The organism is Serratia sp. DD3, from assembly GCF_000496755.2.
The window spans coordinates 77142-91534 of record NZ_AYKS02000093.1 but is presented as its reverse complement, the minus strand read 5'-3'; the positions used below and the strand labels follow the sequence as shown (position 1 = coordinate 91534).

General features: G+C 54.6%; 7 protein-coding genes. 2 read left to right on the top strand and 5 right to left on the bottom strand.

Translation table 11 applies throughout. The annotated features are described in order from the left end of the window. The coding region (locus IO95_RS19180; RefSeq protein WP_037386627.1) for a DUF6862 domain-containing protein at positions 1–503 on the bottom strand (503 nt) is incomplete at its 3' end. A 125-nt stretch (positions 504–628) separates the two neighbouring features. On the opposite strand from IO95_RS19180, the gene IO95_RS24370 reads away from it, so the two are divergent. Next, positions 629–850 carry a SymE family type I addiction module toxin gene (locus IO95_RS24370; RefSeq protein WP_037386899.1) on the top strand — a complete coding sequence of 74 codons (222 nt, stop codon included), beginning with the start codon at positions 629–631 and terminating at the stop codon, positions 848–850. After that, entirely contained in the window at positions 847–1185 is a 339-nt protein-coding gene (locus IO95_RS19175; protein ID WP_023489252.1) for a type I addiction module toxin, SymE family, read from the top strand. The genes IO95_RS24370 and IO95_RS19175 overlap by 4 nt, the downstream gene beginning before the upstream one ends. A gap of 55 nt (positions 1186–1240) precedes the next feature. On the opposite strand, the gene IO95_RS19170 is transcribed toward IO95_RS19175, so the two are convergent. The 4 genes from IO95_RS19170 to IO95_RS19155 form a co-directional block, all read right to left on the bottom strand. Next, positions 1241–1471 carry a hypothetical protein gene (locus tag IO95_RS19170; RefSeq protein ID WP_023489253.1) on the bottom strand — a complete coding sequence of 77 codons (231 nt, stop codon included), beginning with the start codon at positions 1469–1471 and terminating at the stop codon, positions 1241–1243. Then, positions 1449–11639 carry a hemagglutinin repeat-containing protein gene (locus IO95_RS19165; RefSeq protein ID WP_023489254.1) on the bottom strand — a complete coding sequence of 3397 codons (10191 nt, stop codon included), beginning with the start codon at positions 11637–11639 and terminating at the stop codon, positions 1449–1451. Before IO95_RS19165 ends, IO95_RS19170 begins: the two co-directional genes overlap by 23 nt. Before the next feature lie 62 nt (positions 11640–11701). After that, on the bottom strand, positions 11702–13426 hold the full coding sequence (locus IO95_RS19160; protein WP_023489255.1) for a ShlB/FhaC/HecB family hemolysin secretion/activation protein: 1725 nt from the start codon (positions 13424–13426) through the stop codon (positions 11702–11704). 314 nt (positions 13427–13740) lie between these two features. Next, positions 13741–14328 (bottom strand): DUF2913 family protein, encoded by a 588-nt coding sequence (locus IO95_RS19155; protein ID WP_023489256.1) that lies wholly within the window; start codon positions 14326–14328, stop codon positions 13741–13743. Positions 14329–14393 lie beyond the last annotated feature (65 nt).

Below are 14393 nucleotides of genomic sequence, written 5' to 3'. Positions count from 1 at the left end.
GTATCCTGGATGGTCACCGCTATCTTGGCCCATCCAGGTACCTCATCAATGGCTTTCTGATATTTGGCTGCGTAGGCCGCATCTTGCGCCAGCTTAGTTTGGGCTTGCTCTTTTGTATAGCCTTGCTCAATCAGCTTTACCAGATCGTGCGTGTAGTCACCAATGAGATCACCGAACTTCGCCATTTCATCTGGGTACTGGTCACGTAAGTCGTAATAGGTCTGGTACTCGGCATAACCTAGATAGCTGTCTTTGGCAGCAAGCGCCAGTTTCATCTCCTTGATACAGCCCGGACTGGCTCCATCAGCACAGGCATCCTTCAGATTGGCATCACTGGTAATATTCTTTAGCGTCAGATCAGCCAGATCTTTCACTTCACTATCAGTGATCGTGCCATTGGCCAGTTTGGCTTTCAGTTTGTCTTGGCGGATCCTATCACTGGCGTCGAGATAGTTATTCTCCACAACAACTTGCTCTGTCGTGAAGTTGGCTGTCGAACTCATTTTTTCCCTGTTCTATCAGTCAGTTAAAACCGTTTTTTGCCAGTGCATTTTGCTACAGGCAACTTTTTGCCCAGACGCGCGTTTTCGGCCTGTTACGCCATTTCCCCAACATTGTTAAAGAGCAACTGCCGCAACATCATAAGTCAGAACCCGCCACACCCCAAGCCCGCAAGAGTATTGTCGGCTACCGCCCCAACGGTGGCAGGCCGAACCCGTTACCGCAACTGACCATCAAGGGCCGCTGGCTGGAAGCGCTGGGGTTTAACAAGGGCCAACCCGTGAGCATTATTGCGGAGCAGGGCCAACTGATTATCCGCACCGCAACCACCACGGAGGGGAACGCATGAACATCACTTTTACCCCTGAGCCGATCCCCGAATTTACGCTGTCCGGCAAGCCACTGGCCGCACTGGGTTTTACCAGCGGCACCCCGTTGCAAGTGACGCTGAGGAACCGCACATTGTGGGTCACCACCGTCACCGATGAAGCCACCTGGTTCGCACTGTGCGCGGTTAGCCAACAGCGGCAAGATTTGGGGGCGGACTGGGTGCGGGATAACGGCGAACTGGTGATTGCTGGCGACTGGCTCACCGAGTCCGGCATCACCAGCGCTGAACAACTGCAACTCACCGCCGCACCGGGGATTATTCGGGTGCAGCGGCGGGAAGAGGACGGATTTTAGGGCTTAGAAGCAAAAATCCCGGCCAACTGGCCGGGATTCTTAACAAATGCATAAATTAACGAATATCAAATAACCAAAATATTATTCCCATAGGTACACCCAGCAAGCTAATTTTTAGAATAGTTACTATTTCTTCTTTCCCAAAAGGAAAGGGCTCATCAAGATTCCAGACAAGCCATCCTTTTAATAAATACGAAAACAACCCTATCATAATCAAACCGACACACATCAAAAAACAAAGATATATCATCACGTTGAAAGATTTACTCCTTCTGTTTAGATTCATTTTTTTCTCCTGACGTTGTTCCTTTCAAACTATCGCCCAAAAGACCAGACGAAAATGAGTCTCCTAAATTACTGAAAATAGAAGGAATGGAGCTTTGTGGCACAGGTTTTGTTATCGTCCATACTCCCGTTGGAACCCACTCATATTGTTTCGATACAGGATTAAATACTTTATCCGCTTGTACCTTAATAATATTACCAACAGCATAACCCGCTGACGCACCCGCTTTGCTTAAGAGCGCTGCTATAAATGGATCGTCCCCCTCGATTTTTGCTTGGTAATACCCGCCTGCAGCATTCCAAGTCACCGTTGGGTTATAGGCTTTACCCGCAGTAATAGCACCTATTACACCTGAACCAATCAGATCAGCGAGTTTCACTTCACCTGTTGTGCCATATTGAATACCCGCCCCAATTCCAGCAGATACACCCACCGCAATTAATTGCTCTTTTCCATTAGTGGCAGCATTGGTGATAATGGCTTTCCCACCCATTACAGCTACCGGCCATGACGTCGGATCGCTAATAACAGACAACAGGCGATCCCCACTAGTAATATTGTCTTTCAGGAATTTAAGATCGGTACCGTTAAGATAATTCACCAATGCCGCTGCATCAGGATCTTTCAGCTTTTCATCCAATCGGAACTGTGATGAGTGAGCATCGTTGGCAACGTTGGTTGCACCTTGGATAAGTTCCTCCCATGTCACACAACTTACGCCACCGCCAGTACAAGCTTCTCTCATTTCCTTGCTGTTCTTGTTGCTGATTTCAATGTATTTCTCAATCACCGGCGTACAGTCACCACCGGACGCTTTACAGTCGGAGAGTTCTTTATCAAGCGCTCTGGCTTCTGTGCTGCTGAGGAAGTTATTCTCCAGAGCGTTCTTACCCGTCTGTGCTCCCGCTACTGCACTGCTGGTGCTGTCACCCGCAAGGCCCCCTGCCAGTCCAGCCGCCAGCGTGCCAAGGGCGCTGATGGTTTGCTTCTCGCTTTCCGTCAACTCACTGACTTTCTTACCTGGATATAACTGTTCCATCACCAGTTTGGCCATCAACTCACCCGTGGCCGCTCCGGCTGCACCCGCCAAGGCATTATTACCACTGGCATAAGCGGTGATGGCCCCCAATACCGCATGAGCCATGGCGTTGGCGGCTTGGTTATCCCCAGTGGCGTCTTTGATGACACCCGCCAGATAAGGGGCTGCGGCACCTGTCAGTGCCTGGGCCATATTGCCACCGGCTAGCCCTTGCACCGCTGCTGTTGCTGCTTGCACAGCACGTTGGAGACTGCCACCCGTACCATAAGGGGATTCATTAAACGCCTTGTTATAGGCCGTTTGGTAGATCTGATTATTAATATCGTCGTCTTTCGGTTCCTGGCCGGGGTGTTCTAATCGCCACTGCTTCTCTGCCGCGGTACGATCTTCCGGCTTGATATCCTTCATCTTATCGTTTGCCGCTTTGGTGGCGTCTATCTGCCCCTGCGTGCGCACGATATCACTGACCTGATTCCCGATCTCCCCAATCATCTGCGCTTCACGCAGCCGATTCTGCTCTTTCTCTTTGTCGAATATCGGGTCCAGCCCCGGATTGGCATTTTCCACATCTCGGCTGAGATCGTCAACGTTCTGCGTCTGGTTGTCTTTATCACGGATGGTGATAGTACCGTCACTGATTGCCGACTGGGTGGTTGAACTGGCGCTGCCGCTGCCATTCACCCCGGTCAACAATCCGTTGGCCATATTCCCAGCGAACTGTGAGCCGATGGGGCCGCCAGAGCTGATACCCACACTCTGGTGCTCAACCTCGTACTCGGCTTTGTTCTCGATATTCCCAAAGCCCAGGGTCCCGGTATCCAGTGAGTTTTTGTCTGCATTGGCGGTTGAGCTGATAACGGCGCCGTTCAACTGGGTATGTTCACCCACCGTAATATCAAAGCCACCTTTGCCTGCGTAAACCCCCGTTTGCTCCTGCACCGCATCGTAGTTGCTGTGCATCTTGTCACGGCTCAGGTTGACACTCGCCGAGCCGGTCATCGAACCAAACGTGAAACTCGCGCCCGCACTGGCGTTCTGCTGCTTCGCATCGTAGTTGTCGCTGTCCTGCTCACTGGTGAGCGTCAGGTTGCGACCCACATCCATGATCACCTTATCACCACTGACCTGCGCCCCGGTCAGGGTAGTGTCGCGACCACTGGTGATACTCAGGTTATTCCCCGCATTGAGCGTGGTTTCGGTATGGGTGGTACCGTTACCGTTTTCGCTGCCTTTGCCTTTGTTAACACTGGCCGAGACGCTGATACCCATGCCTCCCTGGCCCGCACCAATGCTGACACCAACGCTCCCCCCCTTACTCTCATTTTTACCCTCAAGCTGAGAGGTGTTCTCGGCAGAAACCAGGTTTACATCCCGTGCCGCATTCAGGGTAATATCCTTACCAGCCTGCAGTTGGCTACCCTGAACGTTGATGTCGCTCCCAGTTGCCTGAATGTTTAGATTATTCCCCGCCGTCAGAGTGCTGCCTTGACTCTGCGTCTGCTGGGCCGTCTGTTCCGATTTCGACGACTGGCTACCATAGGAGAGGCTCACGCCGATGGCGTTCTGATCTGCTGCATTTTCCGAGGCCAGAACGCCGCCTTGCGCTGCTTGAACGCCGCTCAGTGCCGCTTTCATACCCTGTAACGCTGCCAAGCGGCCATCTGTCTCCTTGGTCGCCTCCTTGGCGCTGGTCACTGCGGTATTTAGCGCACTGCCCACCGTGCCCGACAGCGCCAACGTCAATCCGCTCTTTTTCTGTTCAACGGTGTGGCTCTGGCTACTCTGGTTCTCAACCGCCAGAATATTCACTTCTTTACCTGTCAGGCTGATATCTTTACCCGCCAGCAAGTCCGAGCCTTTCACCGTCAGATTATTGCCCGCGTTTAACGTCACATTACCCTGTGTGCTGCCTATTGTACTGCCAGTGTGGCTGATGCTGTTCTCAGTATCAGTCATCTTCAGGCTTTGCGTACCGTAGCTAAAACCAATCCCTCCGGTGCCAGAGAAACCGGACTTCTTACTCTGGCTCGCTGCACTAGACTGATACTGGTTTTCCGCTGTATCTACAGTGATGTTGTTCTTCGCCGTCAGCGAGATATCGTCGCTGGCCACAATATTGCTGCCCTGTACATTGATATCTTTGCCACTTTGCAGGATCACTTCCTGGCCGCTCAGCAGGCTGCCATTGGCCGTGCTGCTGTGCTCTTCACGCTGATAGGCACTCTGTTTGCTACTCAGAAACCCTTTACTGCTACTACTGCCATGTTGCACTAAATGCTGTTCATCCTGGCTGGCATTCAGCGAGATATCACCGGTGGCCTTCAGCCCTATCGTCCCTTTCTCACTTTGCAGCGTGCTACCTTGCAGCAGAATATCCCCTTGTTCAGCGATGACGGTGACACCCGTTTTGGCGCTGAACAGGCTGCCCTGACCCGTGTCACTGGTGATCTCGCTCTGGCGCTGACTTTTCGCTTTACGGACCTTGTTCTGTTCGCTGTCGCTATCGCTTACCTGCTGGCGCGCTTCTTTAATCGTCACCTGCTGTGCACTTAGCCCAATACCGCCCGACGTACTCTCCACCTGTGCCCCTTCAGCCACAAAGTTGCCGCCAGCCAGAATTGTGACGCCGTTGTCACCGCTTAACCCGCTGGTGTGTAGGGTGTCCGCCTGACGACTGTTGCTCACCGTCGAGGCACGGCTGTTGGCTTCCAGATGCGTGCTGTTGGTGGTGGTATCCGCCAGCAAAGAGACATTGCCCCCGGCCTGCACCTGGGTTTTGCCCCCGGCACTGGCTTGGCTACCTTGCAGAGTGATATCCTGGCCCGCCTTCAGGTTAAGGTTGCCCCCGGCGGTCAGGCTGCTGCCCAACGCCTGCTGCCATTCGCCGCTGACCTGGGCCATCCGCTTCCCAGCTTCTTCCATTCCTTCGCGTTTACGGTTGCCCATTGCACCGGAGATCACGCTCACGTCTGCCGTGGTGGTGCTCCGTGCGGTGGTGATGTTAATACTGTTGCTGGCACTCAGGCTGAGGTTTTCGGTGGCGCTAAGCTTCGCGCCTTGTAGGCTGATATCACCGCCGCTCAGGCTGAGATCGCGCGCACTCATGCTCGCTTGGCGCAATGCATTCTGCAGGTTGGTGCTTAGGCTGATGCTGTCGGCCTGCACGTTGATCGTGTCTGCACGAATATCGCCCCCCTGATGCAGGAATGTGCTGGTGTCAATGCTCATCGCTTTGTCGGCAAACAGGTTGCCCGCATTGCTGAGGCTACCGGTAGACAATTGCAGGTTACCCCCGGCAATCACTGCACCATCACCTGTCACGCGGATTGTGCTGTTGGCCAGATAGACTTTCGGTACCCACACGGTCTGTGGTCCCTCAGCCGTCTCTACCGTTTCACTCACCAGCCAGACGATATCCTGCTGCAAGGCGGCAATTTGTGACGGCGTGAGTGCTACGCCGGGTACCAGGTGGAAATCTTCCGCCACTTTGATGCCGTTATTCATCAAAGCCTGGTATTGCGCCATCGCGTCGTCACCTTTCAACGATTGTCGCCCGGTCAGCATCAATAACTGTTCACGTACTACGCGTTGCTCGTAGTAACCGTCCCCCAGGCGTTTATGCACCTGGCTAGGGTCATAGCCTACGCGTTGCAGCAAATAGTCACTGCTCAGGAAATTGCTTTTGCTGGTAAAGCGTGGGTCAGTCACCACCAGGAACGGGCTATTGGCTTCAGTTTGCTGGCGGAAAAGGCCATTATTGGGAATAGTGGTCGCTACACTAGCCAGGTGTTGTTTGTCGGTTAACGCCAGTTCACTCGGTGTCAGCGGCTGGCTGCTTCCCGCCAGACCGGTATCCGCAGCCTGCCAGTCACTCCCGTTGACGTTGACCGCCAACGGGTTGCGCTCCCATTCGGCCCGCTCGGCCGCCGCGGCATTCAGCGCGGCTTCCACAGCGCTGATTTGTGCCTGGTTAACCGTGGTGTTTTCCAGATGCGCGCCGCCGATCGTCACATTACCATAGCCGCTGATCACCCCATCAATGGTCATCAGTGCGGTGGTTTCATCCCGATTGAACGTGGGGTACCAGTGATTAGTATCCCTGTCGTAGTGATCGACCATAAACTCTTGGCGCCGTTCATTCACTGAGTATCCCCGGTTAATGATGTTGGCGGTGCCGTCAATCGTCAGATTTCCGTTGGAACTGATGGTGCTGGCATCATTCAGCAACTGCTCGCCAATCTGCAGGGTCATGTTGCCGCCTGCAAGCAGGTAGGCCCCAACGCCAGCGGAGATCAGCTTGTCACTGGTCAGCGTGCCAGTGACCGTGCGCTCACGGAAGTTGTTGTAGTCGGTCACAAACGGCGCAGCGGCGATATCGATATGCAACTGGGGATCCCACTGTTCCAGTGATCCCCAGTCATGCTCCCGCCATACGGTGTTGTGGTAAGGGGTCGGCACCGTATTCTGCCGGAAACCGCGCGTTTCATAGAATGTCATGGCATAACTGCCGTCAGCATTCGGGACAAGGGCCAGATAGTTTACCCACAGGCTGATCAGTTGGCCTTGATTATCTTTCACCTGCACTTCAGCACGTTTAGCAGCAGCATCAATATTCAGCAGCGTGCCATACGGGTTGCTCGCGGCCGCCGCATCATCACGGAAGGTCAGTTGTTGAGTGGTTGGTGCCATAGAGGCCGGGTCGGTATTCACGCCAGAATCGTATGAACGCCAGTAGTAGTTGTAACGGTGCCAGTTGTACTCACTGCTCTCCGCCTCACGCGCAATCTCCAGCCCTTCACGGAGGTTGTCAAATCGTTTGGCGCTCAGGGTGAGGTCCCCATCGGCTTCAATATTGCTAGCACGGTTTTCAATCAGATCATCGCTGGCAAGCTGCAAACCGCCCGCACTGTAAATCAGCGCACCCTCGCGGTTGGTTAACCGCTCACCGGTTATCAGGCTGATGTTTTCCGTGGCAGCAATCAGCGCTGCACGGCCATGGTTGTCAAGGATCCGGCTGTTGACCACCAGATTATCCGCCATCAGCGTGGTCTGGTTATCCAGGCTGTCGGCGTTAATGGTTAGCGTATCGGCTTCAATACGCCCCTGGTTGGTCAACGCCCCGGTGGTCAGATGCAGTTGATTACCCACCAGGCTGGCAAGGTTGTTTAAATGTGCGCTGTACAGCGTCAGATCTCCCGGCAGCAACCAATCCGCCAGGTTGGTCAACACGCCTGCGACACTAAAGGTCACCGCACTATTGCTACTGATGGTATCCCCGATGCGGTGTGTGTAATCCTGTTGTACGCTGAGTTGCAGTGCCTGCTGGCTGAGCAGTGTGCCCGATTGGTTATCCAGCCATTGGGTCGAAACCGTTAATGTCCCGCCGCTTTGGATGTTACCGCCCTGGTTAAACAGCGACAGAGCCCCGCCACTGATGCTCAGCGCGTTATTGGCGAGCAGATACCCTTGACGGTTATCCAGCGAATCCAACTGCGACAGCGTCAGGGTTCCTGCGCTCTGCACACGTCCGGCGGTATTATCCAGCGTGCGAGCGTTCACTTCGGTCTGTGTGGTGCCAATCAGCAGGCCACCGTCGCGGTTGTTAACCTGCTGGGCGTGCACGGTCAGTGCTCCCTGGCTGCTGATGATCCCTTGGTTGCGGTTGTCCACGTTCTCGCTATTGAGCGTCAGCGCCTGGCTGGAGACCAATTGACCGCCCTGATTATCCACGCTGCTGCCGCTCAGTGTGAGTGCACCACCGCTGTGGATTTTACCCTGCCGGTTTTCAAGTGTGCTGAAGTGATAATCGCCCACCCCTTGGCTGATCGCCGTACCTGCGGTGTTGTCAAACTGGCTGGTCGTCAGCTGCAGGCTCCCCAGGCTACTGATCACGCCTTGCGCGTTCAGTACACGGTCAGCAGAAATTTGCTGGGCCTGATTGGCACGCAGCGTGCCACGGGTATTATCCAATATGCCAGAAAGCTGCAGATTGAGTTGCTGCTGGCTGTCAATAATCCCTTGCGTATTCAACAACTGTAGGGCACTGACCTGCATATTTTCGCCACTTTGCAGTTTGCCCAAGCGGTTATCCAGCGTGTCGTTGAGCGTTAATTGCAGCTGTTTCTGGCTATAGAGCAGACCATTTTGCTGGTTATCGATGCCTTGAGCACGGATCCAGAGTTGCTCACCTGCCAGCAGTTGCCCCCCCGCATTATATAGCACTCCGGCAAGCGTCGCGTCAGTGAGCCCTTGCAGCCAGAGACGGTTTTGTGCACTGATCTTTCCGCCCTGGTTGGTGATGTCTTGCACCGTGCGCAGTACCAGATTAGCGGCAGATTGCAGCGTACCGTATTGGTTATTCCAGTAGGTCGCGGTGAGTTCGGCATCCTGCTGGCTGACCACTTCACCCAGTTGGTTATCGAAACCCTGGCTGATCGTTGTCAGTGTGCCCTGGCTGCCGATCCATCCTTCGGTGTTATCGATATTTTCGGCCTGTAAGTGCTGTGACCCTTGGCTGATGATGTTACCGCTGCGGTTATCCAACGTGCGGGTGAACTGCATATCCAGGCTATCTAAGGCCTGGATTTCACCCTGTGCATTGATCAGGCTGAGTGCACGCAGCGTGCTGCTGCCACCGCTGGCCACCTTCCCGCCTTGGTTATTCCATGCCCCGCCAAGGTTCAATGTCAGTGCCTGCTGGCTTTGTATCAACCCTTGCTGGCGGTTATTCAGTTGCCCGCCATTCAGTGACAGCGCACCGCCGCTTAACAGCTTGCCCCCGTCATTGTTAAACAGGCTGAGTGGGCTGCCTTGCCAATAGAGGTTCTGTTGTGCCGTCAGGATACCCGCCTGGTTGTTGACATTGCCGGTAGTGTTGAGTGTTAACTCTCCGCCCGACTGCAGCTTGCCTGATGCGTTATCCAGGCTACCTGCCGTCACCTTGGCCTGTTTTGCCCCCAGTGCGGTACCGTTGCGGTTATCCCAGTTCCCTGTCGTGCTGATATCCAGGGTATCGCCCGCTTCTATCAGCCCTCGCTGATTATCGAGCGACTGGCGGGTGTCAAGCTGCAATCGCGCCAGGCTGATCACTTGGCCCTGTGCATTGTTCAGCGCCTGTGCAGCGAGTTGCAGATGGTGACCACGGATCTCACCGGCACTGTTATTCACAGCGCCCTGGCTGTTCAGGGTCAGATCACCACCTGACAGTAGCTTGCCCTGGTGGTTATCCGCCCCTTGGCTGTTCAGGGTCAGATCACCACCTGACAGTAGCTTGCCCTGGCGGTTATCCGCCCCTTGCTCTGTGGTGACAGTCAGATGCGATTGGCTTTGCAGCGTGCCTTGTTGGTTGTCTAACGTGCCCAGATCCAACTGCAAACTACTATTCGTACCTAATACCCCGGCCTGGTTGGACAGCAGGCCACTCACGCGCCAGTGTTGCGCTGTGCCATCCAAAGCCACCAGCCGACCACGTAGGTTGTTAAGGGTGGTGGTATTTAGGCTGAGTTGCTGGGTTTCAATGCTGCCATCGGTATTATCCAGCGCACCCCGCAGGGCAAAACGGCTTTCACCTGCGCCCACCTGTGACCAAATACCCGCCTGGTTAAACAGGTTATCGGCGGTGATTTGCCAACTGCCCGCGCGGATTTGCGCCTGCTGCGAGTAAACATTACTCTGGCTGTTCACGGTGAACTGCTGGCTATCAACCTGTGCCTGCTGTAGAGCAACATCCCCGGCAAACGCCGTCAATACGGCTTGCTCTGCCGCCACACGGCTCTGGCTGATATCCACATTACGACCCGTCACGCTCACCTTTTTCTGGCTCATCAGGCTGCCGCTGGCACGAATATCTGACTGACTCTCGAGCGTTAAATCCGCCGGGCGGATCAGAGTGCTGTTGGCATCACTGCCTGCTAACAGATGCCCGCTGCTCTGGATGGCCTGCGCGGCCTGCAGCGTGACATTGCCCGCTGCTGCCAAGGTGCCAGATTGCGTGATCTCCCCCTGGCGGCTTTGCACGCTAAGTTGGCTACCGCTGTACAGTTTGCCATGATGCTCAACACTGTCTCTGGCTGTGAGGGTGATATCGCCCCCGGCCTGCGTGTGAGGCTCTGCCGCGCCAGCCTGCCAGGTCAGTTTGCCTTCGCTGCTTACCACCAGGGTCTTTTCAGCCTGCAGATGCCCGCCTTGATTGCGCACACCTACACCGGCTTCTGTGCCGACCATGCGGATATGGCCGCTGTACATGCCGCCCATCTGGCCCATATCGATCGCCAGTTCAGGGGCATTGCCGTCACTGCCTGCCAGTGCAGTGACTGTTTTGCCATCTGCACCGACCTGGTTTCGCCCTGCGACAACTGAGACGCCTTCTTTCGCCCAGACGGCGGCGTTCACCTGCACCGCACGCGCCAGAATATCGACATATTCGGTATCGTGGCGCGGATCGCCATTCAGGCCGCCGCCTTGAACCTGGATCACCCCACGTTCAACCTGATAACCCGCCACACTGCCATCCGCATTCAACTGAGGTTTGCCAGTGGTCAGGGTCATGCGCCCCGCATTGATGGTGCCGCAGCCGTCACACATGATGCCTGACGGGTTGGCCACCACCACTTGCGCCTTGCCGCCTGCGACCTCAAGAAAACCGCGTAACTGGCTAGGGTTGTTGCTGTTGACTTCATTGATGATGACTTTGGCGGGTGCCGCATTCGGGTCAAGCTTAGCATTGCCCTGGATATAGCCGGCCAGTTGGGTGGAGGTCATCACCGCAGAGTTATTGAGGATCGCCCCTTGCTTGTCGACATCAAACTGCTGGTACTGGTTGTGTGATATCCCGGCCTGATTCGGTGCATTGATATTGACTTGCGGCACGCCGTTTTGGGTATTGATTACTTCTGGGCGCTGCGCGGGTGCCAGTTGGCCATCGGCCACAATGCCATTGGCCAGCACCGGCTCGGTAAACAAGGCGAGCCCGATCAAGAATAAGGAAAGACGCACGGTGACCCACAGTCGGGCACTCCCGGTACTGCGGCTTTGCCCAGGCTGGGTGCTACAACTACGGGCCAGTTCTGATACCACTCTCAACTCACCTTGAGTGCGGCTGAAAATGATACGGTAGCAATGTTTGTTCATGGGGCGAATTCTCTAATAAAATCAATAACAAGGCATCTGCAAGGGTTTCTGCGTCGCGGTCGCTAGAGTTGCAGGTTGATGCTGAAACCGGTGGTCACACCGGAGGTGTGGAAGCTTTCCGGCTTGTTGACCGGGACGCCAGCAAACAGGTCATAGCTGAAGCGTTGCCACAATGTGCCGCGTAGGCCGATGGCGCTGCCAACTAACTGTTGCCCAGCCAAATTGCGGGCCGCGGGGCCATCCACCCGGCCATAGTCCACACCCCAATACAGCTCATGGTTGCTCGCCAATACCTTCCAGGCCAATTCGTTACGCCAGATCAGGCCTTTTTCAGCAGATAAGTTCTGCTCGCCATCAAACCCGCGCACGGTGTAGCGCCCACCAATCGACAGTCGGTCCTGTGGGATTAGCGGTTGGTTGCTCCATTGCCAACGCAGGCTGGTGTTATAACGCCAAGATTGACTGGCCCATTGGAAAGGCTGGTTCAGGCTGATATCCCCGGTGACCAGACTCGGGCGCGATGTGCCTGCGTTATTATCTTCTTCCGGCACACGCAGGGCACCAAAAGCACCGATACCGCGCCGCCAATTGAGGTTGGCATCCAGAGTGGCATCACCGAGATAGCTGCGCTGGTTGAGCCCCAGTTCCCAGCCTGTTGCACGCCGTTCCTGTTGCGTCAGCTCAATATCATCGACGGCATTGGTTGAGTGACGGCGGTAGCCACGCAGGTTAAGCGTGGTTTTATGCAGCTGATCGCGGAACAGTAAACGGGATACCGTGAATTGCGCGTTTTCGCTTTTGCCGCTGTAAGTGAGGATCTCGTTGGCATTGGCGATATTCTGGTAATAGTCGTAGTCGTTGTAGTTAGCGGAGAAACTCCAGTAGCCGATAGGAAAGGTGTAGTTCACCGTATTGGAGCGGCTGTCATAAGGCCCATCGCGGAACAGACTTCTGCCGAGGTTGACATAGAAAAGATCGTTCTGGGCAAAAGGCGCATCGATCGACAGCGTGGTTGAACCCTGGTATTTACCGGTGCTTTCAGAGCCGCTGTCATCCAGCCCCAGGCTAAGATGGAACGGGCGGCTCTCTTTCCAGGTAATCACCAGATCGCTGGTCGCTTCTTGCGCCCCTGGCACAATCTTGATATCTGCCTCAACATTCGGGACGCGCTTGAAATTCTCCAGGGCCTGTTCGATATCACGCAGGTTAAGGATATTCCCTGAGCGCGTGGGTACCGCATTCCACGCTCTAGCACGGTAAGAGACCGGCTCAGCAAAGCGGATGTTGGCAATACGGCCGGGCTGAAGCATCAGCGTAAAGACGCCTTTGGTGAGATCTTGCTCTTGCGCCATCACGCGCGTGGTGACATACCCTTGTTCCAAAATGGCATTCTGGACTTTGTTGATCACCAGCAGGATCCCTTGCGATCCTAAACAGCGGCCTTTCGCGCCATTAGCAGCCTCTAACGCCCATTGAAAACGGCTGGCTTCATCCCCGGCCAGCGTAAAGGTATTAACCGTAAAACACGGGGACTCATTGGCCGGGTAATCAGGCAATGAAGTCGTTGGCCGGGTTAGCCGCACATCGGTTTCTGGGGTATTTTGCTGTTGTAAAACCCGTTCCCTTTCCTGCTGCCGGTTTTGCTTTTGAGCATCAATAGTTGCTGCATTTTGCGGTACGGCAGGTGAGAGCATACTGGCTGACACCAGCGCCACGGGGTGTAATACCAAACAAGCCAGACTGGTACTGAGCAGACGCGCCAAAGGCGCAATAACATTGCAGTTCATCCCTGTAACCTTTAACAAATTCAAGTCAATCTAAAACAATGGCTCTCCCCTTCGTAAGCTACATCGGGGGTATAATCGCATCACAAAATCAGCACCGATGATCAAACCACCCTTGTCTTGGGGGGCACGAAAAAGGGGTATTCAGATTTTTGGATGAAAAGCGCGCGATAATACCTGATAGGAAGGAGTATTGACAATTCCCTACGAGAAATATTGTTCAGCGGAACTCAAAGATACCATTCCCGTCACTTTATTTGATTTGCGAATTTGGGTAAACGTGAAGCCTTTCTTTACCTTCTCACCAGAATGGATGCCTAGTGATGTGATCTAGGGGTAAGTGTCACCACACTCGCTGAACAACGGGCCGTTATATGGCAAGCGGCCAAGGTCTTAACGAAAGGCTGAACCTCCCCCACCACCCTGAACGCCAGCGATGTGATTAATCGACCTTCTGTTGTAAACGCCGCATTGAGCGCCGATTTGACAGCATACAGCGCGGGCTCTACCCCCTCGAAGATACCGCTATTCCACTCGGCCTGGGTCACCAACTCATTGCGCCAACCTTGAGCTTTGAGGCTCTCGATAGCATACGTTAGCCTGAACAGGTCGTTTTGGTTCTTTAGCTCGCCGGTGCAGGTGCGCCAGACGTACTCGAATCGGGTTTTGAGTTTGGCCTCAATCCCCTGTTTACGTCCCTTGTCCAGCAACTGCTGAATATCTAACGCCACACTGCGGGGAAACCGTTTCTGTTTTTGCGCTGTGGCCAGCCAACGTACCAGGAACAGGTGTTCTGCCATCGGAGACGTGACGGTACCTTGCTGAACGGCAGTATATAAGGCTACCAGGGCGCAAAACGCGAGGTGGGCCAGGTCTTTTACGGTTTGCTCGGGAGGTATTGTCATCGGGTTATCAATGTTAAGTAAAATTGATGCCAAGGGTAATGAAGCAGTGAGCCCGTAGCAACCTC

Coding starts and splice junctions, on each gene's coding strand:
- IO95_RS19165 (WP_023489254.1), bottom strand. CDS start 11,639: ATGAACAAACATTGCTACCGTATCATTTTCAGCCGCACTCAAGGTGAG.
- IO95_RS19170 (WP_023489253.1), bottom strand. CDS start 1,471: ATGAATCTAAACAGAAGGAGTAAATCTTTCAACGTGATGATATATCTT.
- IO95_RS19175 (WP_023489252.1), top strand. CDS start 847: ATGAACATCACTTTTACCCCTGAGCCGATCCCCGAATTTACGCTGTCC.
- IO95_RS19160 (WP_023489255.1), bottom strand. CDS start 13,426: ATGAACTGCAATGTTATTGCGCCTTTGGCGCGTCTGCTCAGTACCAGT.
- IO95_RS19155 (WP_023489256.1), bottom strand. CDS start 14,328: ATGACAATACCTCCCGAGCAAACCGTAAAAGACCTGGCCCACCTCGCG.